Here is a 24523-nt window from a genome sequence, read left to right as displayed (position 1 = left end):
TTCCGCTCTATTTCTGGCCGCCCCTATTCGTAGGCGCCACGCCCCCCCCCCCCCCCCCCTCCCCCCCTCCCCCCCCCCCCCCCCCCCCCCCCCCCGCTTCGATGGCGTGTGAGGGTGGCTGTTCACACACCGCGGCTACCAGCGGTACCCACGGCGGCTACCAGCGGTACCAACGGCCCCTCCGTCGGCCGCCGCCACCTGCGGTCGGTCGGATGACGAAGCCGAGCAGCCATATGGCGAGCACGATGAGGGCGACCCACCACAGCGCCTTGAGTGCGAAACCCGCACCGAAGAGGAGCAGGGCGAGCAGAAGTACAACGATCAGGGGAACCATAGTCATCAACCTCCAGACAGCCGTCTGCCCTGAGCGGGCCTCGGCATGCATGCGGATTCCCTCTCGGCGGCCCGGGACCGCACCACCTCTGGCGGGGCCACCACGTGTGTGGTGGGATGCGAACCGCCGCCCAGAAGCCTGTTCGAGGGAGATGTGCCATGGAACGCCCACCTGAGGCCCTGGAGCATCGGACGGTCCGCCTGGCCCGCTGGCGTACGGGCGATGAGGAGTGGGCGTTCCACCTGGTCACCGAGGCCCTGGACCACCTTCGTCCGTACATGCCCTGGGCCGATGGCTACAGCGCCGAGCAGAATCTCGCGTTCCTTCGCTCCTGCGAGCGGGACTGGGACGCCGGTACCTCCTTTCAGTACTCCGTGCACCACCAGGGGCACCCCGTCGGGTCGTGCGGACTCCTCCGGCGCCCCGAAACGGACGTCATGGAGATCGGCTACTGGCTCCACCCCGACCACACCGGGAAGGGCCTGGCGACCGACTCCTCCCGCCTCCTCGTCACGGCCGCGTTCGCACTGTCCGACGTCGCCGCGGTGGAGATCGTGCACGACGCGGGGAACCACGCGAGCGGAGCCGTGCCCCGCCGGCTGAACTTCACGCGCATCGGCATGCGAAGATCCCAGCCCCCGCTCCCGCCCGCCGACTCCGGCACCGAGGTGATCTGGAGCCTGACGCGGCATCAGGCCGCGGGCTGAAAGCGGAAAGGGGTCAGTCGTGCGGGCGCCGCGCGTGGCGGCCATGGCCCGGCTGGAACATCGACTGCAGCCGCCCGAAGAGCCCTTTGTCCGAGCGGCTGCTTTCCGCCTCCCGGCCCGGATCCTCGCCGAGGGCAGGGCCGGCGGGGAGTGGGGGCTCGGTCCGGGCGACCGCCGGAGGCCTTTCCAACTCCCGGCCCGCGCCTGCCGGTGGGACGTCCCGGTGGTCCGTGGCGGCAGGCGCGGCCACGCTCGGCAGCGGGCCCAGCAGCGCCCACCCGTATGCCGTGCGAGGCGTTCCTTGCGGGGGAGCGGGCGTGGTGGCCGCAGGCGAAGGCCACCCGACCGGCCATGCCACGTCGGGCTTGCCGAGGCCGTACGGATGGGCGTACTCGAGGGAGTTCACCGGGGAGGGGTCGTAGCCGGTGAAACCCCCGTAACCGCCGGGATCGTAGGTGCCGGGGTCGTAGCTGACGGGATCGTAGGTGCCGGGGGAGTCGTAGGCCGGGGGACCGGTCATGGGGCGGAGATGGCCGGCGGCCGAGGCGACCGTGGCCTCGGCCTCCTTGAGAGTGGCGAGGGCGTGCGCCTGGGAGGTCTCCACCCGGGCGGTCGTGAGCTCGCCCTGTAGCGAGGTGACACGGTCCTGCAGCCGCCGCAGCTGGTCCATGTTGGCCTGGAGGTCCGTCCGCAGCCGCTCGGCTTCCCGCTGCGCGGTGGACTCGTGCAGCCTGACCCGCTTCAGCTCGACCTGGAGGCGCTCGGCGTCGCCCTTGCGCCGGAGAGCGAGGGCGGTGCCACGGGCCGCTTGCCGCCCGGTCTCCTGCAACTCCTGGCGCAGTGACCGCACTTCGTCCTCGAGCGTGCTCGTGTACGCGTGGCGGGCGGCACGCTCGTCCTCCGCCATGTACTCCTCGTACCGGGCGGGGTCACCGTCACGGAGGGCGGCGAAGTAGGAGCACATCAGGGTCTGACGCTCTTCGGAGGGGAGGCCTTGACCGTCGGGCAGCAGAGCGAGCAGCTGATCGATTTCGTGGCGGTGCGGCAGTCGCGCACCCCGGGCGACGGCGGCCAGGGCGGTCGGCGAGACCGCAGCGGCCGGGGCGGTGGGAAAGCGCAGCCGCAGAGCGCGGCTGACGGCGTCGGGATCGGCACCCAACCGGTTCATGACCGTCTCGCGCACCGTAGAGGCGAACGCCTGGACGGACTTGGGGAGGGGGCGGCGTTTCTCCTGGTCCGCCTTCGTCCACAAGGCCTTGATCTCCGGCCAGACCTCGCCCTCCGGCCGTTTCCCTCCGTCGCTCATCCGCAGCAGTTGCAGGACGACGGCGTGCAGGGTGTCAGATCCTGTCAGACTCCGGCCGGTGAGGATCTCCCCGACCGTGGTGTGCGAGGCGGTCGCGGGCAGGGAGTTGTCCCGATTGACGGCCTCGGAGATCCTGCGGTACGAGGGGTTGCCCGCGGCCTCGCGCAAGGCGCACATCGCGTCGCGTAGCCGGAGCAGGGCCCCGTCCGGCCCCCGCCCACCCCGCATCTGTGCGGGCATAGCCGAGGCTCCCTGCTGTCAGATCGTGTCAGAGGAGCCGATCCTTCCATACCCCGGTGTACCGCCGGGGATTATCTGACAACTCTCTGCACGGCAGATGCGTCAGCCCTGCCGAGCCGAGGTGTCGACTGGAGGAGCCGACGGTGATCGCCGCCGGATTCGCATACGACCGGGCCGCCGCAGACCAGCGGGCAGCAGGACCGGCGGCCCGGTCCCCACCCCATCGAGGGGCGTCATGAACCACCTTAAAGAGCACGACTTCCACGACCGCCTTCATGGCCAAAGCCACCACCGCGCGGCGCCGGTGCGCTACCGTGCCCGCCGCGCGGTCATCACACTGGCCTTCCTCGCCGCGGTCCTTCCCACGGCCCCCGCCGCCCGGGCCGCCGCCCCGGCGGAGTCCCCCTCGGCGGCCGCCGCGCCGACGCGGCCCACGGACCGTCCGTCCGCCCGGCCCGGCGGGCTGTCCAGGGAAGAACTGTGGCGCGCCGGCCTGCCCCCGTTCCTCGCTTCCCTGGGATCGGGCACCGTTCTCGCCGTCACCGGGTGGGGCATCAAGCGGATCGTCTCCCGCCGCGCCGCCCCGTAGCGGACGGACCCGCTCCCGTGCCCGGGCGCGGATGCCGGGGAGGCCACGCCCGACTCCCCGGCCGTGCGCCCGATGCCGGAACCGCGGGCCGTAGCCGTCACACCCGCTGCTTGCTCGCGACGGCTTCCGCCGGGGCGGCACGCGGCGGCCGACCGGCCAGGGCGAGCACGGGGACGATCGCGAGCGCGAGGACGGCCCCTCCCGCCGCCAGCGCCGGGAATCCGCTGGCCGCGACGACCAGGCCCGAAGTCATCCCGCCGGTCGCACCGGCCATGGCGATGCCCACGTCGACCGTGCCTTGAGTCGCGGCACGCCGGGCGAGCGGAACCGCGTCCGTGACGATGGCGGTACCGCTGATCAACCCGAAGTTCCACCCCAGCCCCAGCAGGACGAGGGCCGCGGCGAGGGCAGGCACGGAGTGCGGTGGCGCCACGGCGGCGAGGATTCCGGCCGCGAGAAGGGTCAGACCGGACGCGGCGGCGACCCACAGCCGGCCGAGGCGGTCGACGAGCATGCCCGTGAGGGGCGAAGGCATGAACATCGCCGCCACATGGAGGGCGATGACGAGCCCCGCGGCCTGGGTGCCGTGCCCGTGGGCCCGCATGTGGACGGGCGTCATCGTCATGATCGCGATCATCACGAGCTGGGTGACGACCATGACCGCCGCGCCGGTGGCGACGGCGCGGGTGTCCGTCCGGGCGTCGGGGCCCCCGGTGCGGTCGGCGTCGCCCGGCGCCGTGCCGGCCGCCGCGAGAGCGCGCGCCAGCAGCAGCGGGTCCGGGCGCAGGCAGGTGCCCAGGACGGAGGCGGCCGCCGTGAAGGCGAGGACGGCCAGCATGAACGGGCCGGCGAGGCGGGGGATTCCCCAGGCCTGGGCGACATCGCCCGTGGCGCTCACCAGGAGGGGACCGACGACCGCGCCGAGTGTGGTGGCGAAGAGGACGGTGCTCACCGCGCGGCCCCGGCGCGCGGGCGAGGCGAGGTCCGCCCCCGCGTACCGGGCCAGCAGATTGGTCGCCGTGCCCGCCCCGTAGACGAAGAGGGAGAGGAACAGCAGATACACGCTGTCGACGGCGGCCGCGACGACGACACCGAGACTGCCGAGCGCGCCGACGCCGTAGCCCAGGGCGAGCCCCGGCCGCCGTCCCCAGCGCTGGCACAGACGCCCGACCCCCATGGCACCGAGGGCGGCCCCGGCGGTGAACAGGGCGCTGGGCACCCCGGCGAGGCCGGTGGAGTCGAGCATCTCCTCGGCGAGCAGCGCGCCGACGGTGATACCGGCGGCGAGCCCCGCGCCGCTGAGGACCTGGGAGACGACCAGGACGGTCAGGACCCGCCGCTGCTGGGGGGCCTCCGGATTGCCGTGCGTGGCCGGTATGCCGGACCGAGCGCTCATCATGCCTTTCCCTGTCCCCCGGAGTGGGAAGTCGCTCCGGATGCCACGCCGGATGGTGGTGCGGGCGCCGTGGTCCCGTCGGTGCCGCGGGCGTCCGCGGCGCGCGTGCTACGCCGCTGCCTGCGGTTCGAGTGCGGCGATGTCCTCCAGTGACATGTCCAATCGCTGGTGGAGGAACCGCACGATCGTCCAGTGCGGCAGAGCGCCCTCGTCGAAGGGCCCGAACTCCCGGCAGTACAGCGGGATCCAGCGCAGGGCCTCCTCGATCGCCTGCTCACGGCCGGGCTCCTGTTGGTAGTCCTCGTAGCCGATGCTCCGGTGATGGATGAAGAACCGGCCGGGCAGCCTCTTCTCGCACAGTTCACCGTACTCGCGCGTCTGCAGAATGAGGTAGTGCCATATCTCGTCGATGTCCTGCTCGACGGGCAGGAAGAGTCCGCTGAGCCGCTCGCGGTGGCGTGAGATGAGGTAGAGGTACCGCAGGCACTCGAGGACCTGCCGTTCGACGTGGTCCGGCGCCGCTTCGGTCCTGTCGGTGAAGTGCTTCACCACCTCGTCGTGGAGTCGGCTGCCGAGGAGGGCCTTGAGGTCCTCGGCGGACACGGTCGGCTGTGGGGTGGTCACACCATTCTCCCGTCGGGTGGGTCAGAGGTCTTTCGCGAGCCAGGCGTACTTGCCGGACCTGCCGATGGCGATGTGCGTGCGGTGCTCGGTACGGCACCGGCGCCCGGTCAGTTCACCGACGCCGTGCTCCAGCGCGGCTGCCTCGGCCGGCTCGAGAGGCGCGTCGTGGAAGGTCGTGTACCGCAGCACGGCCTCCGCGTCACCGGAGGGCCGGAGCTGGTGGAGGAAGACGTGTGGTGACGCGCGGCCGACGCTGTCGTCGAGATCTCCCTGCGCCACCGGGCCGTGCGGTGCCGGGAGCAATTCCTTCTCCCGGCCGCAGAACCGGGAGATCCTGGCCGGGTCCGGTGTGCCGTCCAGGGTGCGTACGCAGTCTCCCGAGCGGTACCTGATCAGCGGCATATGGGGATTCCGCACACTCGTCACGATGAGGTTGAAGAGTTGACTTCCGGGGGCCACCGGAATCAATTCCACATTCATCCGGTCGAGATACGGCCAGTACCGGCCGTCGCGGTCGCTGTAGTAGAGGTAGCCCAGCTCCGTGCTGCCGAACAGGTCGATGATCGGGCAGGCGAAGTGGCGCTGGAGGAAACGGCGGACATTCACCGGCGTGTATTCGTAGGCGTGGATGATGCTGGCGGGCTGCGGAAATTGGTCCCACAGGCCCCACTCGTTCACCTTCCGTACGAGATGCGCCAGGTGATAGCCGGAGCAGTCGAGGTGGTACCAACCCCGCGGATGTGCCTGCCGCGCCGTCCGGATCTCGGCCAGCATGCGCTCGACCTCCGCGCGTTCCCACAATGCCGGGTCGAGCCGCAGGTTGAGGTAGAGCGTGCGGGCGTCCAGCCGGCGTTCCTCGAGGGCCGGCACGGCGTCCGGCTCGGCTCCGCGCTTCTTCGCGTTGACCCGGGCGACGTGCTCCGTGGCCAACACCGTGGTGAGGGACACGCGTTGGCATCCCTGGTCCCACGTGGCGGCGATGTCGGGATGCTCGCTCCACAGCCGGTAATAGGAGTTGAGCAGGAAGTACGGGGGGCGGATGATCTGCATGCGGGCGTGATTCGTGCCGGTGGAGAGCACGAACTCCGCCTCACCGGCCGCGAGTGCCTCCGCGAGCCGGGGCGTCATCCAGTTGTCCGGGAAGTCGCGCGCTATCTCGGGTTTCTCGAGTATGGGGAAGTATCCCCGCTCGATGGACCTTTGGTAGATCGGTATGTCCCTGATCCGCTCGACGACGTCGGCGGTCGGCTGACCGTTCATTCTCACCCTCGGGTCTGCTCGGAGAACGGAAGCCCCGCATGGAGCCAGGGGGCCGTGCGCCGGGGGAGCGGGCCGCGGACGCGCCGAAGCGGCCGGGCTCGCTCCCCCGGGTTCAGCGGACGGTCGTCAGGAGATGCAACCGGCCTTGGGGGCCGCGCTGATGCAGCCCGACTTGGCCACGCTGATGCAACCGCTCTTCGCGGCGTCCCGCGCCGAGTTGGCCGCGACCCAGCCCTTCCAGACGCTGTCCTGGGCCATCTTCTTGATGAGCTTGTCCATCTCGACCTCCGAAAACAGTGCTGTATGCGACGGGTGACCTGCTCTTTTGTCGCTCCGTCAGACCGTAAAGGAATGCCCAAGAAAGTGTCAACGTTGAGTAAGGCAATGATCGTTTCGAGGTTGGCCGACCGGTGAGTTGACACTTGGGCATCACTCAACTGGGAGTCGACCGAGTAACGGGCCGCAGGTCTCCGGAAGGTCGGCCACCGAGGCGAGCCGGGCTCCGTGAGCCGTGGTGATGCCACGGGGTGGGTGGCCGTGTGGCGGGGGCGTGGTGTGGCGGTGGTGTGGTGAGACGTCCTGCCGATGGCGTGAGGCGGCCCTGGGGGCGTACGCCCCCAGGGCGTACTGCCGACTATGCATCCAGCAATAAGTTAAGCGCATTTATTGAGCTGCCTGGACCTGTCGAGCTAAGGTAACGTACAGGCAAAGAAGGACGTGGCCGCAGCGCGGGACCGCTCCCCGACTGCGGTGTGGCATTTCATGACGCATGGTCAGCGAAGCGCGTTCTCGGCAGAGTTCGCGTTCCAGGCAATGCGCGTTCAAAGAACTACAGCGAATTTCAACCAAACGGGGATGCCGGGACCATCAGGCCGCCTCCGGACCGCACACGCTTCCAGCGTGCCACCCCTGCGGTGGAAAGCTGTGCGGCACTGAAGCCACCGCAGGGAAAACCGGTCGTTTTCGGCACAGCGCCCCTGTGTCGACCCGTCGGAAAGCCCTCGCACGCGAAGTACTCCAATGCTGACCTTGAACACACCGTGCCTGAAATGCATCAGGCGCAGGAGGCGGGCCAACATGAAGTCCCTGATAGCCAACGCGCGATCGTTCGCGACGCACGTGACCGAGCGTGCCGAGGAATTCCGTGCCCTGGAGGCCGGCCAGCACCCGGAAGCGCTGTTCATCACCTGCTCCGACTCGCGGGTGGTGCCCTCGCTGATCACCGGTGCGCGCCCCGGTGAGCTGTTCGAGCTGCGGACCGCGGGCAACATCGTGCCGGAGTACTGCAGTGACCACCCCGCGGGCGAGACGGCCACCATCGAATACGCGGTGCGCGTGCTGGCCGTCCGCGCCCTCGTCGTGTGCGGCCACTCCCATTGCGGCGCCGTCGGAGCCCTCGTCCGCGGCGACGACCTGTCCGGCGCGCCGGCGGTGCGGGGCTGGCTGGAGCGCGGCGCCTCCGCCGAGCTGAAGGCGTTCGCCGACGACCGGGACGACCCGGTCGTCGCCGCCTCCGTGCAGCACCACGCCCTCGCCCAGCTCGACCGGCTGCGCGCCTACCCCTGCGTCGCCGAGCGGTTGTCCGACGGCCGGCTGACGCTCCACGCCTGGTACTACGAAGTCCACACCGGGTCCGTCCTCGCCCACCGCGCCACGGGCGGCGAAGCAGCGTTCCTGCCCCTGTGACCCGCGGCTCCTCGCACACACGGTCACACCGGCTCGTCCTTCCCCACCTCACGTGAGGAACCCATGCGCTCCCTACCCCCTCCCGTGGCCCTGCGACGGGACTTCACCGCCTCCCTCGTCGTCTTCCTCGTCGCGCTGCCCCTGTGCGTGGGCGTCGCCGTCGCCTCGGGCGTGCCCGCCGAAATCGGCCTGGTCACCGGCATCGTCGGTGGCCTCGTCGCGGGTGTGCTGCCCGGCAGCTCCCTCCAGGTCAGCGGCCCGGCCGCCGGACTGACCGTCCTTGTCCACGAAGCCGTCCAGGCCCACGGAATGGCGGCCCTCGGCGTCATCGTCCTGTCCGCCGGAGTCATCCAACTCGCCCTCGGACTCCTGAAGTTCGGGCGCTGGTTCCGTGCCATCTCGGTCGCCGTCGTCCAGGGGATGCTCGCGGGCATCGGACTCGTCCTGATCTTCGGCCAGTGTTATGCCATGGCCGATCTCCAGGCACCCCGCTCCGGGATCGACAAGATCGCCGGACTTCCGGCACTGGCCGCCGACATCGCCGTGGACCAGCGGTCACTGACCGCGCTCGCCATCGGATCCGGCACCGTGGCCGTCCTCGTCCTCTGGAAGCGTCTGCCGGACCGGATCTCCGGGGCGCTCCCCGCACCCCTGGCCGCCGTCGCCCTCGCCACCGCCGCGACCGCGGCCTTCTCCCTGCCCATCGCCAAAGTCGAGGTCCAAGGGCTGCTCGAATCGGTCCAGCCGCCCGCCCTGGAGGACTTCACCGGCCTCGGCGAGATCGCCCTGCTCGGCACCGTCCTCGCCTTCACCCTCATCGCCTCCGCCGAAAGCCTCTTCAGCGCGGCAGCGGTCGACCGTATGCACGACGGCCCGCGCACCGACTACGACAAGGAGCTCATGGCCCAAGGCGCCGGGAACACCGTATGCGGCTTCCTCGGCGCACTGCCCATGACCGCGGTCATCGTCCGCAGCGCGGCCAACGTCCAGGCCGGTGCCCGCACCAAAGCCTCCCGGGTCCTGCACGGCGTGTGGCTCCTGCTGTTCGCCGCCCTGCTCCCCGCCGCGCTCGGCGTCATCCCCCTCGCCTCCCTCGCCGGAGTTCTGGTGCACGCCGGGTGCAAGCTCGTCCCGGTCCGGGAACTCCTCCCGCTGTGGCGCGAACACCGCGGTGAGGCGGTGGTGCTGGCCGTCACCGCGCTCGCCATCCTCACCACCAACATGTTCGAGGGCGTCCTGGCCGGCCTGCTGCTGGCCGTCGCCAAGACGGCGTGGGCGATCTCCCACGTCCACATGAACGTCAAGGAATCCGGCACCGGCCCCATCCATGTGCGGCTGACCGGCAATGCCACCTTCCTGCGCCTGCCGCTCATCCTCGAGACCCTCGAAGCACTGCCGAAGGACCGCCCCATCGAACTGGACCTGTCCGGGCTCCGCCACCTCGACCACGCCTGCCAGACCGCCCTCACCAATTGGGCCGACCGGCACAACGAAGAAGGCATCGAGCCGGTACGGATGAGCGGCCGCGACCACGGCCAGGGATAGCCGCCGCCGGTCGGACCTCGGGGGATCGCGGCGCGTCCGGTGTTCACCACGGGCGCGCCACGATCCCGCGCCGGACAGGTCCTACAGGTCCCGCCAGCGCACCATCGCCAAGGAGAACAGCCCGAACAGCGCCAGTCCCACCGCGACCACAGCCAGCAGCCAAGGGCCGACCGGGGTTTCGGCGAAGGTGCGCAGCGTGTCGTCCAGCCCCTTGGCGTGCTCCGGGTCGTAGGTGACGGCCGCGCGGATGGCGAAGCCGCCCGCCGCCGCGAACACCAGTCCCCGGCTGACTCCGCCCCCGACGCCGAGGACATCGACGGTCCTGCGCGTGGCCGGGGACATGCGTGCCGTCTTCAGGTGCCGGCGGTACGCGCGGGTGGCCGCCCTGACCGTGATCCAGACACCCGCCGCCGCCACCCCGGCCCCCGCCGCGGCCACCAGTACTTGGCCGCCCGGCCAGTCCAGCACGCGGGCCGTCGCGTCCTGCGACTGCTCGTCGGTCGAGCCGGCACCGCTGCTCCGCTCACCGGCCGCGAAGGCGATCACCGAGCCGGCGGCGGCGGAGTAGAACACGAAACGCACGGCCGACAGCAGCCGTTTACCGGCTTTCCCGCCGTGCGGGCCGGCGCCGCCGAAGACCGCCTCCGACAACCGCCACAAGGCCATGCCGATCAACCCGATGCCCACCGCCCAGACCAGCACCCGGCCGAAGGGCTGCTCGGCCAGTTCCTGCACCGCTCCACCACGGTCGGCCTGCTCACTGCCGTCGATGAGGGCGATGCGCAGCGCGAGTGCGGCGATGAGGAGGTAGAGCACCCCTCGCGCCGCCAGCCCCGCACGTGCCGCCGCGGCCACTCCCGCCCCGCGCGCCGCTCGTGCTTCGCTGCCGTCCGGCCACCATCTCATCGTGCCGCCTTTCGCGTCAGACCTCGCCCACACGGCTCAAGGGATGAACCATCTGCCCCGCGGGGCCGGGACGGAAACGGCAGCGGGGTACGGGCACGCCGTCCGCGTGAAGGGGCGTCGGCCGAGGACACGGGCGTGAGCGGATCAACGGCCGCGCCGGCGGTATTCGCGGACGAGCACCCGCACCGCGGCGGGTACGGAAGGTCGCGCCGCACCGCGCAGGACGCCCGTGCCCTTGGCCGCGGCCGCGTCGGCGGTGAGGACCTCCAGCGTGATGACCGCCCGGGTGAACGCGCGGTGGGCGGGCGGCGCGAGGCCGGGCAGCCCGCGGCTGGTGAGCAGGTCCCGGCGGGCCCGTGCCAGGAGGGACGCGAGCAAAGCGCCGACCCCCGGGGACTCCCGCCCCTGCTCGAGGTCGGCACGGGAGACGCCGTGGTGCGCCAGCGCGTCGTCCGGGAGGGTGAGTCTGCCGTCCCGCAGGTCCTCGGCGAGATCGTTGACGAAGTCGAGCCGCTGACTGCCGTCGATGTAGGCACGGCACATCTCGTGGCTCGGACCAGGGTCGGCGTCCGGGGACAGGAGCAGGCAGGCGATGAGCATGAACGCGGGCAGTGAGTACGCGTCGATGTACCGCTGGTAGTCCGCCTCGTCGGCGAAGCCCGTGAAGTCGCGGTCCGCGGAGGTGCCGGCGAGGAAGTCCTCGACGTGGCCCCGCAGGCGCGGGTGGACGGAGACGGTGTGCAGGAGCGGCCGGAGCACCGGGTCCCCGCTGCACCCGGTCGCCAGCGCCTCACGGACGTTCTTCTCCCACACGGCGCAGGAATCCCCGGTGTGCGTGCCCACGGGGCTCGCGTCGAGAAGGGTGTCCGTGTGGTGCATGAAAGCGGTGGCGGCGATCACGTGCGGAACGAGCGCCGGGGGCAGCAACAGCCGCACGGCGAGATAGGCGTGGCGCCGGTACGCCGAGACCCGGTCGCGCTGCCGGGTGTAGTCGGCGCGCAGCCGGGGATCGCCGATGCCCGCTGCGGTGAGTGTCCTGTCCCACGAGTGCATGCGGCACGTCTTCCTGCGAGTGGTGACGATCAAGGGCCGAGCCTACCGGGCCCCGCGATGAAGCTTCGGCCTTCGCCGGCTCCCCGGCCCACCGGACGAGGCTCCTACCCGCGCCCCCCGACCCCCGCCGTTACCGAAGGTCGAACGGTGCCCCGGACCGTCACGGCTGAACTCTTGCCTCCGGCGGCGCCGTTGCGGAAGCTGGGGGAGCAACCGCCGGGGCGCGCAGCCGAGCGCCCGGTACCGGCCCGCATGCCCGCACCGCGCCCGTCGGGCCCGGCGCCGTCGGGCGGGCCTTCGCCATTGGACACCGTGCTGAACGGGGACCGTGATGACCCACCGAGTCCGTCTGCGCCGCGCTGCGGCCGTCGCCCTGACCGCCGTGGCGGGGGTGGCCGCCGCCCCGGCCGTGACTCCCGCGGCCGCGGCGGCCGCCCCCGCCTTCCTCGACCCGGCCCAGCTTCCGCCGCACCCCGGCTCGGCCTGGTACGGCGGCCCGGTGACCAGCGGCGTACCGGACCCGCTGCCGTTCTGCGTGGGCGAGGCGCTGCCCGGGGCCACCTCTCAGTACCGTGACTTCTGGACGGAGTTCGACACCGACGCCGAGCAGATCACTGTGGTCGAACGCGACGAGGCCCGCGCCAGGACCCTGGCCACGCTGCTGAACAACGCGGTCAGGCGATGCGCGGACAGGGCCGAGCAGGAGGACCCGGACGTCACCGCGGAGTGGCGGGACTACGGCCGGATCGATGTGGAGGAAGGCGCCCGGGTCCATGGCGTACGCACCACGCACGCCTGGACCGGCAACGACGTCCACCTCTTCTCCGTCGGCCGCGACGGAAGGACGGTCACCGTCGTGCACTGGGCCCGGATGGGGACCTTCGATGACATTCCGGTGCCGGGTTTCAAGGAGACCACGCGCACAGCGGTGAAGAAGCTCTACTGACGCGGCCTCTGTTCCACGCCGTGAACCGCCCGACAACAGAAGTCACTTCATACCAGGTCCGTCCCGTCAAGATCGGTGTTTACGGAGTGTGCCGCCTTTCTCACACCACGGCCGGACACGATGACTTTCGCGTTCTCATCCGCTGTCCTTGATCCCGTCAGCTGTGAAGCAACTGTGAAGACGGGAACGGTGAGTTGGACAGACAGAAGCGGAACCTGTGGAGCGGTGTGATGATGACGGCCGTCCGTGGCAGGATCGCCGCGGTCGCCGGTGTGATCGCGCTGGTCGCGACCGTCCTGATGGGCACCGCGGCCGGTACGGCCGCCGCGGGGCCCCAGGCGGCGAAGCCCCGGGGGCAGTGGTCCTGCTCCGGGGCGCCCGTCCCCAGCGGGTACGTCATCACCGGCTACGACCGCACCGGGTGCAACGGGGCGGGCTCCTGGTACCAGGAGCCCGTGCGGGACGGCATCTGGACCTGCTCGGGCTCACCGATCGTGCCCGGATACGTCATCACCGACTACGACCGTACCGGCTGCAACGGCATCGGCCAGTGGCGTCACAAGCTCGCCAAGGACCGCACCTGGACCTGCTCGGGCTCGCCCATCCCGCCCGGCTATGTCACCACCGGCTTCAACCGCGGCTACTGCCAGGGCATCGGCGCCTGGTACCACGAGCTCGTCCGGGACGGCATCTGGACCTGCCCCGGCTCGCCCATTCCGCCCGGCTACCGCAGCACCACCTACCGTGCGAGCGGCTGCGACGGCCAGGGCGCGTGGTACACCCAGCGCATCTGACCGAGGCGTGAAGACCGAGGCGTGAAGACCGAGGCATGAGGGCCGAGGCCGCCGCGCATCGCGCGGCGGCCTTCGTCCTCGCGGCCGTTCGACACGCGGTCCGACGTCGCGGTACGTTCGCGACACCCCAAGGCGCGCGGAGAATCGGCTCCTGGTGAGGCGGAGGGGCGGCAAGGGCCCCCGCGACCTCGGCACCGGCTTCCGGAGGTTCCATGAACAGGCAGTCACGTCCGCAACGCCCTTATGACGTCGTACTCTTCGGGGCGACCGGGTTCGTCGGGGAGCTCACCGCGGAGTACCTGCTGGCGCACGCGCCGCGGGGCTTCCGGTGGGCGCTCGCCGGGCGCAGCCGGGCCAAGCTGGAGCGGCTGCGGGACCGGCTGGCCGCGATCGATCCGGCGCGTGCCGCCGAGGCGGCTCTGGTGACCGCGGACGCGAGCGACCCGGCCGCGATGCGTGCGCTCGCCGAGTCCGCCCACGTCGTCGCCTCGACCGTCGGCCCGTACATCTGGTACGGCCGGGAACTGGTGGCCGCGTGCGCGGAAGCCGGTACCGACTACACGGACCTCACCGGCGAGCCGGAGTTCGTGGACCTCATGGCGGTGCGCCACGACGCGCGGGCCCGGGAGACCGGCGCGCGGATCGTGCACGCCTGCGGTTTCGACTCGATGCCGCACGACCTGCTCGCGTACTTCACCGTCCGGCAACTGCCGGAAGGGGTGCCACTGACGGTCGACGGATTCGTCCGGGCGTCGGGGATCATCTCCGGCGGGACACTGACGACGTCCCTCACGATCGCCGCGCGAGGGCGCCAGGCGAAGGCCGCGGCCCGGGAGCGCGACCGGTACGAGGGGAGGTCGGCCCGGCGCCGGGTGCGGGCTCCGCTGGGGGCGCCGCGATTCAGCAAGGAGACGGGCGCGTGGGCGCTGCCGCTGCCCACCTTCGACCCCCGGATCGTGTGCCGGTCGGCTGCCGCGCTGGAGCGCTACGGCCCCGATTTCCGCTACCGCCACTACGCGTCCGTCAAGACGCTGCCCATGGCCCTGGCCGGGCCGATCGGCGTGGGCGCGCTGGCCGCCGCGGCACAGGTGCCTCCCGTCCGGTCCTGGCTGATGAGCCGTTACGAGCCGGGGAGAGGCCCGAGCCCGCAGCAGCGGGCCCGTGCCTGGTTCCAGGTGCGGGCCGTGGGCGAAGGCGGTGGCCGACGGGTGTTCACCGAGGTCTCGGGCGGCGACCCGGGCTACGGCGAGACCGCGAAGATGCTGGCCGAGGCGTCGCTGTGTCTCGCCCTGGACGAACTGCCGACCACCGCGGGGCAGGTCACGACGGCCACGACCATGGGCGACGCGCTGATCGAGCGGCTGCGGGCCGCCGGCATCCCGTTCCGCGTGCGTCATACGGCTGACGTCCCCGGGTGAACCGGCTGCGCGGTGACGCCGCGTGGTGACGGCCCCCCGCTCCCCGCGGTCGTGGTGTCCGCGCCCGTCGGAAGGGGGAGGGGCCATGGCCTCTAGGCCGTCTTGACGGCGCCTCCGTCGATGAGGAAGTCCGCCCCGGAGGTGCTCGACGCCAGGGGAGAGACGAGGAACGCGACGACCGCCGCGACCTCCGCCGGTTCGACGAGCCGCCCCGTCGTCATGCCCATCGCCGCCGGGATCCGCTCCAGCAACTGCTCCTGTGTCACGCCCATGGACCGGGCGAGCTCCGCACCGTAACCGTCGGGGCTCTCCCACATCGCGGTGCGGACCGGCCCGGGCGAGACCGTGTTGACACGGACACCCCGCGGTCCGAACTCCTCGGCCAGCGCCTTGCCGAAGGCGGTCAGCGCGGCTTTCGCGGTGGTGTACGGAACAGGGCCGGCGTGCGGCGTCCGGGCGCCGTTCGAGGAGACGCTGACAAGGGCGCCGCGCCGCCGGACCAGGCTCGGAAGCGCCGCGCGGCTCGTCCGTACGGCCGCGAGGAAATTCAGGTCGAACGTCTGCTGCCACTGTTCCTCGGTGAAGGCCAGGAAGCCGCCCGTCTGTCCTTCCCCGCTGTCGCCGCCACCGACGTTGTTGACGAGGATGTCGAGGTCGCCCAGCTCGGCCAGCGCCCGTTCGATCAACCGGGCGGGCCCGTCGGGCGTGGACAGATCCGCGGACACGGCGATGGCGCCCGTTTCCTTCAGCTCCGGTGTGATCGTGCGGGCGGCGGCCACCACCGTCGCGCCCTCGCCGATGAGGGCGCCGACCGTCGCCAGCCCGATGCCGCGGCTCGCGCCGGTGACCACGGCGGTCTTGCCCGTCAACTGCAGATCCATGAGTGTTCCCCTCCGATGACGAATAGTCGCCTCTTCGGCGACGCCGTAAAACTAATACCTGCAACACAGATGTTGCAACTAGTGGGCGAGTGGCGTCCTTGTCGTACGATCTGTCGCATGGAGACGAAGGGGCGGGCGCTGCGCGCCGACGCAGAGCGGACCGTACGGACGATCCTGGAGGCGGCCGAGCGTGTGCTGAGCTCCAATCCGGCGGCGACCATGGAGCAGATCGCCGCGGCGGCGGGGGTCGCCAGGACGACCGTCCATCGCCGCTTCGTCACCCGCGAGGCGCTGGTGGACGCGTTGACGGCGTGGGCCACCCAGCGGTTCCACGAAGCCGTCGAGGCCGCCCGCCCGCGCACCTCACCGCCCCTGGTCGCCCTGCATCAGGTGACCGCCAACGTCCTTCAGGTGAAGATCGGTTGGGGCTTCGCGATGAGCCGGACGGTGCCGGCGGACCCGGAAGTGGCGCGGGTGCACGCCGAGGTGCTGGCCCAGTGCGACCATCTCTTCCGCCGGGCGCGGGAGGCGGGGCTGCTGCCCCCGGACGCCGATCTGGAGTGGGCCCGTCGCGTCTACTACGCCCTCATCCACGAAGCCGCGGAGGAGGGCCGGGGCGCGGAGGAAGGGGCCATCGACGAACTGGCCGCGCGCGTCGTGGGCACCCTCCTGCACGGGGTCGGGACCTCGGCGTAACGCGGCAACCTCCCCGCGAATCCGGCTGGTTGAGGGGTATCAACGCGGGCGGTAGGGGCATACGGGACAGTGCCGGGCTCCGTCGCAGTGGCCGGGGCCGGACAGGACCGGGAGGTGGAGATGATCTGGTGGGGGTGGCTGATCGTCGCGGCCGTGATTCTGCTCGCGCTGGCGGGCGCGGTAGCGGGCGTGCAGGCGCGCAGGCGCGCCGGAACGGTGATCGCGGTGCAACGCGGGCGCCGGTTCGGCAAGGGATTCGGCAAGGGACTCGGTAAGGGGGGAGGCTGGTGAACACCCTGGTACTGGCATCCGAGTTGACCAAACGGCCGGTGGTCACCCTCGGCGGGGAGGCCGTCGCGCAGATCAAGGACGTCGTCTTCGACGGCCCGGCCGGGCAGATCACCGGCTTCACCCTCAACGGCCGGGGCCTGCTGTCCGGGCCCCTCAAGCAGAGCCTGCCCTGGTCCGCCGTGCACGCGCTGGGCCGGCATGCCGTGATGATCCTCGGCCGGGAGGTGCTGGCCGAGCCCGCGGCGGTCGTCGCCTCCGGCGAGGCGGCGGGCGGCGGGGTCCTCGGGGTGAGGGTGCTGACGGACGAGGGCACCGACGCGGGCACCGTGCTCGACGTGGTCGTCGAAGCCGACGGCCGGGTCGCGGGGTTCCAGGTCGCCGCCATCGAGCCCCCCGAACACCGCCGGCGTACCGTCTTCGTCCCTCGCGGCGAGGGCGTGGCCGTCTCCGGTCAGGCCCTGGTCATTCCTGCCGAGGCATGCCGCTTCGTGGCCGACGACCTGCCGAGCTTCACCGGCCAGGTCGAGATCTTCCGCACCCGGCAGGCCGCCCGGCGGACCCGGGCCGGCCAGGACGGAATGGAGCGCACATGATGATCCTGTTCTCCCAGGCCCGCGGCCTCCCGGTCGTCACCGCGGGGGAGGCCGCCGAACTGGGCACCGTCGACGCACTGTCGATCGACGCCTCCGCACAGTCCATCAGCCACCTACGCCTCTCCGGCACGCGTGCCAAGGCCCATGCGGTCCTGGCCTGGGACCTGGTGCGGACAGTGGGCCAGGACGCGGTCATCGCCCACCGTGCCCCCGACGCCGAAGCGGCCCCCGCCCCGGCGCACCAAGAGGCCCTGGGCAGCCGAGTGCTGACGGACCTCGGTGACGAGCACGGATCGGTCAAGGACATCGCCTTCGACCCGACGACCGGCCACATCCATACCCTCTACACCACACGGGGACCGGTACCGGGACCACGCCTGATCGGGCTCGGCGACTACGCCCTTGTGGTCCGCGCCCACTGACCCCGGGGTCACGGGGTGAGGGCACCGGGCCTCACCCGGAGTCGGGCGGGCCCGGGAAGGGGCCGGTCACCGGCGGGAACGACGCGTGCAGCACCGCTCCGCCGCCCGCGCCGCCGGTGATGCGGAAGTGCCCGCCCAGTTCCGCCGCCCGTTCCCGCATGGACCGCAGGCCCACTCCGCTGCCCGTGCGGTGTTCCGGGAACCCCTGCCCGTCGTCGCTGACCTCGACGGTGACGAGGTCGGGGACCACGCGCACCTTCACGGTGGCCGTGTCCGCCCCGGAGTGCCGTACGACGTTGTTCAACGCCTCGCCGCCGATCAGGTACACCGCCACCTCCACGGCCGCCGGCAGCGGCGGCAGCGGGTCGGGCGTGAACTCCACGCCCACCCGGAGCCGTCCGGCGAGCCGGTCGGCCAGCTCCCGCAGCGCCTTGCCCAGTCCGAGCCGGTCCAATGCGGCGGGGGTGAGGCCGTCCGCGATGCGACGAAGCTCGGAGATGGCCTGTCCGATGCCCTCGGACGCGGTGGCCAAGGGTTTGGCGGCGGCGGAGTCGTCCGGCACCGCGTACCGCGCGGTGTCGACCTGCAGCCGCACCCCCGACAGCGCCGGCCCCAAGCCGTCGTGGAGATTGCGCCGCAGCCTGCGGCGCGCGTCCTCCCGGGCCACCACCATCTGTTCCCGGGCCGCGCGCAGGTCTTCGTACAGCCGCAGTGACGCGATCGCGGGCGCCATCTGGTCCGCCAGGAACCGCAGTACCTCCTGGTCCTGACGGTCCGGTACCCGGTCGCCCGGCCTGGGTGTGACGTCCAGACCGCCGACGACACCGCCCTCGTACACCAGCGGGAAACCGGTGCCGCCCGGCCCGGGCTCACCCGCGGCGGCCAGCACGCGGGAGCCGCCGCGGGTATCGACCCGGACCTCGGCGCCGGGCATGCGCAGCCCGGCCACGACGGCGTCGCACAGCAGTTGCGGGGCTTCGCCCGGGCCCGCGGCCTGGCTGAGACGCTCGGCGAGTTCGCGTACGACGTGGTAGGGGCGGGCGCGGTCGCCGTAGTAGAAGCGGTCCACACACCGCACCGCCCAGTGCGCGGTGGGGTAGAGCAGGGCGCCGGCCACCAGCCCTGCCGCTCCCATGACCAGGGCTCCGCCGCTCAGTCCGCCGGGGAGGGTACGGGAGAGCAGCAGGACCACGGCCGTACAGCCGACGATCAGGGCGGTGCCGAGGACGAAGGCGGACAACACCCGGCGTGTCGCCCGGTCGAGGTGGGCGGAGCGGTCACGGCTGAAGGCATACGCCGCGGCGATCAGCCACGCGGCGGCTCCGACGTAGCTGGCGTACCACCAGCCGCCTCGCAGTACGTCGGACCGGATGACGTAGACGTCGCCGAGCCACACCAGATAGGCCAGGAGTGCCACGACCTGCCGTCGGTCGGGGGAGTGCCGCCAGCGCACCGCCATGACGGTCACATTGATCAACACGAAGAGCGACATCGGGTACACGGCCGGGACATGAGCGTCCAGCAGCGTCCGCAGACGGCTCCAGCCGCCGTGGTCCAGCGGGTCGGGAAGCCCGTAGTCGGCGCCCAGCGTGAGGTACTCGCCGTACGACTGGACCAGGCTCCATGCGGCGAGGACCATCACGTAGGGCCGCAGCAGCCGGTGGCGGGGCAGGTTCCCGTCGGGCAGGTACAGCGGGAACATGTACAGAGCGAAGATGAACAGGGCGATGCAGACCGTCGACGCGGCGGCCAGTGCCTGGCCGACGCCACCGCCGGCACCGACGGCGGACGCCCAGAGCCGGGCCGTCGCCGACACGGTGCTCGACGCCCCGGCCGCGACCATCAGCGGACCGAGGCCGCTGCGGGACCGGTGGGCCGTCAGGAAGGTCCCGAGCAGGACGAACCCGACGACGGCCAGGACCTCGGGCCCACGGACCCTGATGTACGGCGCCAGCCCGGCGTCGTCCAGACCGGCGAGGGCGAGGACGGCCCACGCGGTGACGGAGACCAGCGTGACCGCGCACGCCCCGTAGGCCAGGACGACTCTCCGCTCGCGCACCACACCGGTGTGCCGGCCCCCGCCCGGGACGACGAGCGGCTTTCGTGAGCTGCTCAGCGGCACGACGCTTCGCGCAATTCGTGCACCGCGCGGAGCCAGAGGGCGGGCAGCCGTTCGGCGTGCGCAAGCCGGTCGGTGTGGGCGAGGTACAGGTAGGCCGTGTCGTGGTAGCCGGTGAACATGCTGTAGCAGTGATGGCCGGGCGCGATGGGCCCGAGTGCCACCGCGTGGAGCACCGGTGCGTCCCGGAAGGACAACGGGCCGGTACTCATCCGCACGTTGCTCGCGGACATCACCCCGCGCTGCGGGCGCAGGCTGCGCCGGGCGATCCAGGAGGCGAGGGGGAACGACAGCCGGTCGTACGCCGCTTGGGCGGCGGCGCGCCGGTGGTCGGGACGCAGGAGCGCGGTCTGCCGCGCCACGGCACGCAGGCGCAGGCCGGGATCCGGCTCGGCGCACGGCAGTACCACCCGTTCCGAGATGACCCGGTTGCCGATGACCGGCGACGGCGGTCCGAGGTGCCGGGTGGACACCGGCATCCGTACCGGCAGGTCTTCCGGCCGACTGCCCGCCATCGCCCCCGATGCGGCTCGGATCTGTTGCCAGGACCGCAGGGCTCCGGCCCATCCGGCGAGATAGACGTCGTTCACCGTGGCACCCACCGGGTGCCCGGCCGCGCGCAGCACGGACAGTGGCAGCCGTGCGAAGCCGAAACGGGGTGCCCTGCCGGGCCGGTCGTCGGGGGCCGGCCAGGCGACCGGGGTGCGGTACCCGCGGAGCACATCGGCGGCGGCGCCGGTGGCGGCTGTCGCCGAGACGTCCGGCGCGGAGGGTCGCGCGGACCGGGGGGCTGGGTTCCGGGAGGAGGACGCGAGGCTCGGTGGTCGCAGCCCGAGCAGTTCCGTGACCACCCGAGTGGTCGCGACGCCGTCCAGGAGAGCGTGGTGGACCCGGAAGAGCAACGCGTAGCGTGAGCAGGCCTGCGGGCTCCGGACGAGCCACAGGTCCCACGGCGGCCGACGGTCGGCGGGCAGCGGCTGTACCCACAGGCGTTCCAGCAGTCCCGGCCAGTCGGCGAGACGGCCCACCGTTGCCTGCCGCACGTGGTGGCGCACCCGCGGGGGACCGACGTGCTCGAACTCCCGTGCGCTGCGAAAGGGGACGGGCCAGTGCCGCGACAGGGCCGTGACGCGCTCGATCCGCGGAGCGAGCCACTCACGGAGCTCGGCCACATCCGGCGGTCGGTCGGCGATGGTGAGGAGGCAGCCGACCATGGGCGGCAGGCCGCCCGTCGCCGTGAGGTAGTGCGCGTCGGCGGGGCGGTACGGCACGTGGGCCGGCGCGGAAGCGGTAGCGGACAGCAGCACCGGTGTTCTCCCTTGTGAAGGGCAATGGCCACTCGGCCGGACCGTCCGGGGACCGCCGGGTCGACAGGCGGCAAGGAGCGGGCGCCGGGGGTCTCAACCGGCGGCCGCTCCTGCGTCCTTGTCCGGCCGCGGGGCCACGGCCGGCGGCGGGCCGTGGGGGGAAGCTAACACCGCTGTGCCGGGTCCGGCGGGAGCGGGATCGACCCACGCCGCGCATCCCTCACGATTCACCCGGTCGTCCGTCTTTCCGTGCACCTGCGGCATCCGCCCGCGCAGCGCCTGCTTCAAGGTCATGGTGGCGTGCGCCATATCGCGGGGCCGTCGGTGAGCCGGGGCGGAACGGGGACGGAACCGCCGGCGTCGGCCCCGATCGTACTGAAGCCGCAGGCCATTGATGGTGTGGCCAAACCGTGAAACGATCACATATACGAAAAGCGGAACTTCGTGCGAAGATGCCGTCCCCCGGTCCGTCCGGACGGGGTGACAAGGGGAAACATAGTGAATCCATCGACGTTCAGATCCGCGATCGGCGCGGTACTGACGGTGGCCGTCTCGGCCGTGCTCCTGCCCGCCTCCGCGGCGAACGCGGCGGCGGGAAACACGCCGGACAGCGACCCGGCCGCGACCTTCGGCCGCATAGCCGACGCCGTACTGACCGAGCGCACGGCGGCACTGCTGGACACCCGGTCGGTGCGACGGGCGCCGCTGATGTCCGACAGCAAGGTGCGCCTGTCGGCCGGCCTCGCACGTGCGGAGGACACCGCACTGTCCTCGCTCCGCACCCGCAAGACCCGGCTCGCCACCCTGGGCGAGGCGTACACCGCCGCCGACACCAAGGTCACCACCGGCAAGCCGCGCGTCAAGAACGGGCGGGCCACGGTCCAGGTCACCGAGACCACGAAGCTCACGTACAAGAAGATCCGTGGTGACGAGCCGGCGACGACCGGTTTCCAGGCCCACCACGAGATGAACTTCGCCATCACGTCGGGCGGCACGTGGGAACTGACGGGCATCAAGCCCACGGACGACGGCCCCCGGGCGGTCAACCAGCCCGTCACGGCCGCCGTGGCGAGCGCGGGAGCGCCGCCCAAGGCCACCCCCGCCGCCACGTCCTGGCCGGCGCGGTCGGTGCCGAAGTCCTCGGGGACCTCCGGCTACAACTACGCGGCCATGGCGGCCTACGCGGAGAAGTACTGGAAGAACTACAACCCCGCCTACCGGAAGTTCAACGACGCCGGCGGTGACTGCACCAACTTCATCAGCCAGGCCCTGAAGGCGGGCGGCTGGAAGAACGACTCCGGCACGTCCTCGGACTACCGCAACTGGTGGTACAACTCCTCCGACCAGACCGTGTCCTGGGTGGGCGCCAACGAGTGGGCGTGGTTCACCCTCTCCTCCAAGCGGGCGACCAACCTGTCCAACGTGTACCAGCTGGACGTCGGTGACATCCTGCAGATGGACTTCGAGCGGGACGGCTCGAAGGACCACTCCATGATGACCACCTACCGGAGCAGGAGCGGTGTCCCGTACCTGACTTACCACTCGACCAACACGTACCGGAAGTCGGTGGCGAGCATCGTGGCCTCCAACCCCGGCTCGGCCTACTTCGCCTACCGCACCTGACAACCCGTGAAATCGGGCCGTTAGCGCTCGTTCCATGCCTGTGGGCCCCGCTTACGGCGGGGCCCACAGTGCGTGTGCGGGTGCCTATCGGCTGACGTCTTCGAGGACCCCGCTCAGGTCCCGGGTGTAGGAGATCCCCGGGTGGCCGTCGAGCAGGACCTCGCCGGTGGGTACGAACCCGGTACGGGCCAGTACGGCTCGTGAGCCGGCGTTGTCGAGCGTCGTGGCGGCCCGCAGCGTGGTCAGACCGTACGTGGTGGCGGCCAGGACGCACGCCTGCAGCACGGCGGACGTGGCCAGCCCCCGACGGGCGGCCTTCTCGGCGATCCGGTAGCCGAGTTCGGCGGAACCGTCCGCCACGTCGACGAGATTGATCCGCCCCAGCACCTCCCCACGGTCGTCCACCAGCACATGGAAGTGGATCAGCCCGGCGTCCTGCTCCGCGAGCAGACTGCTGTGCCGTGCGGCGAAGTGAGTGAAGTAGTCGTCGCCACGGTCCGGGACCGACGCGGCGAAATAGGCACGGTTCTCCTGCTCGAACGCGAGCAGGGCGGGGGCGTGGTCCGGGCGAAGGCGCTGAAGTGAAGGCATGGGACAACCGTACGATCCGCACGTCACCGGTGATCCTCGAAGAAGCTCAGTGACGTGCCGTCAGGCCGTTCGCCTGTCACCTCCACCGTGCCGCCGGACCAGCAGGCTCCCCAGGTCGGTGCGTCGGTGCAGCACCGCCCGCCCGGCGCGGACCGTGGTGATCAGCCCCGCACCACGCAGCGCCGCGGTGTGGGCCGACACGGTGGCATTGCTGACGCCCACCCGCCGGGCCAGCGCGCTCGTGGTGTGCTCCTCCGCCAGCAGGAGCAGCAGGTCGACGCGGGTCCGCCCGAGCACCCCCGCCAGCGCGTCCTGTCCGTCGGCCGCACCGGTCGGCGGGAGCGGCAGGCCCGGGCCCGCCGGGTAGGTGAGGGCCAAGGGCCGACCGGGCAGGTCGGCGGTGATCGGACAGCCCGTCCAGTGGAAGGTGGGCAGGAGCAGCAAGCCGCGCCCGCGGAGTTCGATGTCCTCCTCACCACGGCCGTCGAACTCCCAGACGTCCTCGAGCAGTCGGCTGCCGGGGACGAGCGCACGGAGCGCGGCGCCGACGCCGTGCTCGGCCACGGTCAGGGCATGGCGGGTGAACTCCGCCTGGTGCAGGTCCTGGACCAACGGCCACACCGGGCGCAGCACCGCCTCGAAGGCAGCCTGCTGGGCGCGGCGGAGACGTTGCCAGGCATCGGCGTCACCACGGTGCAGATCGCGGATCCACAACGGTGCCGGGGACGGGGACGCGGCGTACACCCGCTCGATCTCGGAGCGGACCAGGCCGGGACGCGCGGCCCGGACGGTATCAAGTCCCTCCTTCAGATCGTCGCTGAACACATCGATGAACCGGGGAGCCTCCGCCATGGGGACCAGGTCCCGCAAGGGGGCGACGGTACCGGGCAGGGAACGGAGCAACCGTTGTCTCCAGCGGCCGAAGAGCAGCTCGTCGTCGCGCCGACACATCATGGCGAGCGCCGCGTTCAGCTCCTGCACCGGGGCCGGCCGGGGCGCGAGACGGACCCGTGCGAAGTCGGCGGCCGTGAAGCGTATCCGGATCACTACTCTCCCTCGCGGCAAGGCGCCATCGTTTCGGCCAGGGCCTCAACCCTCGTCCGCCCGCCCCGCCGGGTGCCAGCATCCCAGTCGCGCCCCCGGTCATCCGCACAGGGGGCCGTCGGAAGGCGCGAGGACGCGCGTCACGGGGACAC

25 protein-coding genes are annotated in these 24523 nt (G+C 71.7%); 12 read left to right on the top strand and 13 right to left on the bottom strand.

All coding sequences use genetic code 11. The features are described 5' to 3' along the window. Nucleotides 1-157: 157 nt before the first annotated feature. Nucleotides 158-334, bottom strand: coding sequence for a hydrophobic protein (locus tag ACZ53N_RS21980; protein ID WP_469142596.1), 177 nt, complete (start codon nucleotides 332-334; stop codon nucleotides 158-160). 158 nt (nucleotides 335-492) lie between these two features. On the opposite strand from ACZ53N_RS21980, the gene ACZ53N_RS21975 reads away from it, so the two are divergent. Beyond that, nucleotides 493-1041 carry a GNAT family N-acetyltransferase gene (locus ACZ53N_RS21975; RefSeq protein WP_469142518.1) on the top strand — a complete coding sequence of 183 codons (549 nt, stop codon included), beginning with the start codon at nucleotides 493-495 and terminating at the stop codon, nucleotides 1039-1041. A 13-nt stretch (nucleotides 1042-1054) separates the two neighbouring features. On the opposite strand, the gene ACZ53N_RS21970 is transcribed toward ACZ53N_RS21975, so the two are convergent. Further along, complete coding sequence (locus ACZ53N_RS21970; protein ID WP_469142517.1) at nucleotides 1055-2587, bottom strand: hypothetical protein; 1533 nt, start codon at nucleotides 2585-2587, stop codon at nucleotides 1055-1057. Between the two features lie 235 nt (nucleotides 2588-2822). On the opposite strand from ACZ53N_RS21970, the gene ACZ53N_RS21965 reads away from it, so the two are divergent. Then, nucleotides 2823-3176, top strand: a complete 354-nt coding sequence (locus ACZ53N_RS21965) for a hypothetical protein (protein WP_469142516.1) — start codon at nucleotides 2823-2825, stop codon at nucleotides 3174-3176. Between the two features lie 97 nt (nucleotides 3177-3273). Here ACZ53N_RS21965 and ACZ53N_RS21960 read toward each other — a convergent pair whose 3' ends face one another. From ACZ53N_RS21960 to ACZ53N_RS21945, 4 genes are all read right to left on the bottom strand, one after another. Beyond that, the gene (locus ACZ53N_RS21960) at nucleotides 3274-4572 is read right to left on the bottom strand and encodes an MFS transporter (protein WP_469142515.1); all 1299 of its coding nucleotides are present in this window, start codon (nucleotides 4570-4572) and stop codon (nucleotides 3274-3276) included. A gap of 108 nt (nucleotides 4573-4680) precedes the next feature. After that, nucleotides 4681-5196 carry a glycine-rich domain-containing protein gene (locus ACZ53N_RS21955; protein ID WP_469142514.1) on the bottom strand — a complete coding sequence of 172 codons (516 nt, stop codon included), beginning with the start codon at nucleotides 5194-5196 and terminating at the stop codon, nucleotides 4681-4683. 21 nt (nucleotides 5197-5217) lie between these two features. After that, a complete protein-coding gene (locus ACZ53N_RS21950) occupies nucleotides 5218-6456 on the bottom strand; it encodes a hypothetical protein (protein WP_469142513.1) in 1239 nt (412 codons plus the stop codon). A 126-nt stretch (nucleotides 6457-6582) separates the two neighbouring features. Beyond that, entirely contained in the window at nucleotides 6583-6735 is a 153-nt protein-coding gene (locus tag ACZ53N_RS21945) for a hypothetical protein (RefSeq protein ID WP_469142512.1), read from the bottom strand. A 798-nt stretch (nucleotides 6736-7533) separates the two neighbouring features. Here ACZ53N_RS21945 and ACZ53N_RS21940 point away from each other — a divergent pair. Continuing rightward, entirely contained in the window at nucleotides 7534-8142 is a 609-nt protein-coding gene (locus tag ACZ53N_RS21940; protein WP_469142511.1) for a carbonic anhydrase, read from the top strand. Between the two features lie 63 nt (nucleotides 8143-8205). Next, nucleotides 8206-9687, top strand: a complete 1482-nt coding sequence (locus ACZ53N_RS21935) for a SulP family inorganic anion transporter (protein ID WP_469142510.1) — start codon at nucleotides 8206-8208, stop codon at nucleotides 9685-9687. An 81-nt stretch (nucleotides 9688-9768) separates the two neighbouring features. Here ACZ53N_RS21935 and ACZ53N_RS21930 read toward each other — a convergent pair whose 3' ends face one another. After that, the gene (locus ACZ53N_RS21930; RefSeq protein WP_469142509.1) at nucleotides 9769-10593 is read right to left on the bottom strand and encodes a DUF1206 domain-containing protein; all 825 of its coding nucleotides are present in this window, start codon (nucleotides 10591-10593) and stop codon (nucleotides 9769-9771) included. Nucleotides 10594-10737: 144 nt separating this feature from the next. After that, entirely contained in the window at nucleotides 10738-11646 is a 909-nt protein-coding gene (locus tag ACZ53N_RS21925) for a phytoene/squalene synthase family protein (protein WP_469142508.1), read from the bottom strand. 331 nt (nucleotides 11647-11977) lie between these two features. On the opposite strand from ACZ53N_RS21925, the gene ACZ53N_RS21920 reads away from it, so the two are divergent. The 3 genes from ACZ53N_RS21920 (at nucleotide 11978) to ACZ53N_RS21910 (ending at nucleotide 14804) form a co-directional block, all read left to right on the top strand. Next, the gene (locus ACZ53N_RS21920; protein ID WP_469142507.1) at nucleotides 11978-12592 is read left to right on the top strand and encodes a hypothetical protein; all 615 of its coding nucleotides are present in this window, start codon (nucleotides 11978-11980) and stop codon (nucleotides 12590-12592) included. Nucleotides 12593-12786: 194 nt separating this feature from the next. After that, entirely contained in the window at nucleotides 12787-13386 is a 600-nt protein-coding gene (locus tag ACZ53N_RS21915; protein WP_469142506.1) for a hypothetical protein, read from the top strand. A gap of 212 nt (nucleotides 13387-13598) precedes the next feature. Beyond that, nucleotides 13599-14804, top strand: a complete 1206-nt coding sequence (locus tag ACZ53N_RS21910) for a saccharopine dehydrogenase family protein (protein WP_469142505.1) — start codon at nucleotides 13599-13601, stop codon at nucleotides 14802-14804. A 92-nt stretch (nucleotides 14805-14896) separates the two neighbouring features. On the opposite strand, the gene ACZ53N_RS21905 is transcribed toward ACZ53N_RS21910, so the two are convergent. Further along, entirely contained in the window at nucleotides 14897-15685 is a 789-nt protein-coding gene (locus ACZ53N_RS21905) for an oxidoreductase (protein ID WP_469142504.1), read from the bottom strand. A gap of 117 nt (nucleotides 15686-15802) precedes the next feature. On the opposite strand from ACZ53N_RS21905, the gene ACZ53N_RS21900 reads away from it, so the two are divergent. The 4 genes from ACZ53N_RS21900 (at nucleotide 15803) to ACZ53N_RS21885 (ending at nucleotide 17687) form a co-directional block, all read left to right on the top strand. Continuing rightward, nucleotides 15803-16381, top strand: a complete 579-nt coding sequence (locus tag ACZ53N_RS21900) for a TetR/AcrR family transcriptional regulator (RefSeq protein WP_469142503.1) — start codon at nucleotides 15803-15805, stop codon at nucleotides 16379-16381. A 114-nt stretch (nucleotides 16382-16495) separates the two neighbouring features. Continuing rightward, a complete protein-coding gene (locus ACZ53N_RS21895; RefSeq protein ID WP_469142502.1) occupies nucleotides 16496-16672 on the top strand; it encodes a hypothetical protein in 177 nt (58 codons plus the stop codon). Then, nucleotides 16669-17265: a PRC-barrel domain-containing protein gene (locus ACZ53N_RS21890; RefSeq protein WP_469142501.1), complete on the top strand. Its 597-nt coding sequence runs from the start codon at nucleotides 16669-16671 to the stop codon at nucleotides 17263-17265. Before ACZ53N_RS21895 ends, ACZ53N_RS21890 begins: the two co-directional genes overlap by 4 nt. After that, a complete protein-coding gene (locus ACZ53N_RS21885; protein ID WP_469142500.1) occupies nucleotides 17262-17687 on the top strand; it encodes a PRC-barrel domain-containing protein in 426 nt (141 codons plus the stop codon). Before ACZ53N_RS21890 ends, ACZ53N_RS21885 begins: the two co-directional genes overlap by 4 nt. Before the next feature lie 31 nt (nucleotides 17688-17718). On the opposite strand, the gene ACZ53N_RS21880 is transcribed toward ACZ53N_RS21885, so the two are convergent. Then, nucleotides 17719-19746 carry a sensor histidine kinase gene (locus ACZ53N_RS21880; RefSeq protein WP_469142499.1) on the bottom strand — a complete coding sequence of 676 codons (2028 nt, stop codon included), beginning with the start codon at nucleotides 19744-19746 and terminating at the stop codon, nucleotides 17719-17721. 53 nt (nucleotides 19747-19799) lie between these two features. Continuing rightward, the gene (locus ACZ53N_RS21875) at nucleotides 19800-21113 is read right to left on the bottom strand and encodes a wax ester/triacylglycerol synthase domain-containing protein (protein WP_469142498.1); all 1314 of its coding nucleotides are present in this window, start codon (nucleotides 21111-21113) and stop codon (nucleotides 19800-19802) included. A 498-nt stretch (nucleotides 21114-21611) separates the two neighbouring features. On the opposite strand from ACZ53N_RS21875, the gene ACZ53N_RS21870 reads away from it, so the two are divergent. Next, complete coding sequence (locus ACZ53N_RS21870; protein WP_469142497.1) at nucleotides 21612-22736, top strand: amidase domain-containing protein; 1125 nt, start codon at nucleotides 21612-21614, stop codon at nucleotides 22734-22736. 84 nt (nucleotides 22737-22820) lie between these two features. Here the strand turns inward: ACZ53N_RS21870 and ACZ53N_RS21865 are convergent, their stop codons facing one another. Both ACZ53N_RS21865 and ACZ53N_RS21860 read right to left on the bottom strand, forming a co-directional pair. Further along, nucleotides 22821-23327, bottom strand: a complete 507-nt coding sequence (locus ACZ53N_RS21865) for a GNAT family N-acetyltransferase (RefSeq protein ID WP_469142496.1) — start codon at nucleotides 23325-23327, stop codon at nucleotides 22821-22823. Nucleotides 23328-23387: 60 nt separating this feature from the next. Continuing rightward, nucleotides 23388-24374, bottom strand: a complete 987-nt coding sequence (locus ACZ53N_RS21860; protein WP_469142495.1) for an ArsR/SmtB family transcription factor — start codon at nucleotides 24372-24374, stop codon at nucleotides 23388-23390. Nucleotides 24375-24523 lie beyond the last annotated feature (149 nt).

This window comes from Streptomyces sp. NPDC033229 (assembly GCF_055576875.1).
The sequence above is the reverse complement of the archived record's forward strand: the minus strand, read 5'-3'. Positions and strand labels throughout refer to the sequence as shown.

Excerpts from the sequence above, each read along its gene's own strand:
- ACZ53N_RS21975 (WP_469142518.1), top strand. The coding sequence starts at position 493 with ATGGAACGCCCACCTGAGGCCCTGGAGCATCGGACGGTCCGCCTGGCC.
- ACZ53N_RS21960 (WP_469142515.1), bottom strand. The coding sequence starts at position 4,572 with ATGAGCGCTCGGTCCGGCATACCGGCCACGCACGGCAATCCGGAGGCC.
- ACZ53N_RS21865 (WP_469142496.1), bottom strand. The coding sequence starts at position 23,327 with ATGCCTTCACTTCAGCGCCTTCGCCCGGACCACGCCCCCGCCCTGCTC.
- ACZ53N_RS21905 (WP_469142504.1), bottom strand. The coding sequence starts at position 15,685 with ATGGATCTGCAGTTGACGGGCAAGACCGCCGTGGTCACCGGCGCGAGC.
- ACZ53N_RS21910 (WP_469142505.1), top strand. The coding sequence starts at position 13,599 with ATGAACAGGCAGTCACGTCCGCAACGCCCTTATGACGTCGTACTCTTC.
- ACZ53N_RS21965 (WP_469142516.1), top strand. The coding sequence starts at position 2,823 with ATGAACCACCTTAAAGAGCACGACTTCCACGACCGCCTTCATGGCCAA.
- ACZ53N_RS21930 (WP_469142509.1), bottom strand. The coding sequence starts at position 10,593 with ATGAGATGGTGGCCGGACGGCAGCGAAGCACGAGCGGCGCGCGGGGCG.
- ACZ53N_RS21935 (WP_469142510.1), top strand. The coding sequence starts at position 8,206 with ATGCGCTCCCTACCCCCTCCCGTGGCCCTGCGACGGGACTTCACCGCC.
- ACZ53N_RS21970 (WP_469142517.1), bottom strand. The coding sequence starts at position 2,587 with ATGCCCGCACAGATGCGGGGTGGGCGGGGGCCGGACGGGGCCCTGCTC.
- ACZ53N_RS21900 (WP_469142503.1), top strand. The coding sequence starts at position 15,803 with ATGGAGACGAAGGGGCGGGCGCTGCGCGCCGACGCAGAGCGGACCGTA.
- ACZ53N_RS21885 (WP_469142500.1), top strand. The coding sequence starts at position 17,262 with ATGATGATCCTGTTCTCCCAGGCCCGCGGCCTCCCGGTCGTCACCGCG.
- ACZ53N_RS21925 (WP_469142508.1), bottom strand. The coding sequence starts at position 11,646 with ATGCACTCGTGGGACAGGACACTCACCGCAGCGGGCATCGGCGATCCC.
- ACZ53N_RS21980 (WP_469142596.1), bottom strand. The coding sequence starts at position 334 with ATGGTTCCCCTGATCGTTGTACTTCTGCTCGCCCTGCTCCTCTTCGGT.
- ACZ53N_RS21945 (WP_469142512.1), bottom strand. The coding sequence starts at position 6,735 with ATGGACAAGCTCATCAAGAAGATGGCCCAGGACAGCGTCTGGAAGGGC.
- ACZ53N_RS21950 (WP_469142513.1), bottom strand. The coding sequence starts at position 6,456 with ATGAACGGTCAGCCGACCGCCGACGTCGTCGAGCGGATCAGGGACATA.
- ACZ53N_RS21920 (WP_469142507.1), top strand. The coding sequence starts at position 11,978 with ATGACCCACCGAGTCCGTCTGCGCCGCGCTGCGGCCGTCGCCCTGACC.
- ACZ53N_RS21940 (WP_469142511.1), top strand. The coding sequence starts at position 7,534 with ATGAAGTCCCTGATAGCCAACGCGCGATCGTTCGCGACGCACGTGACC.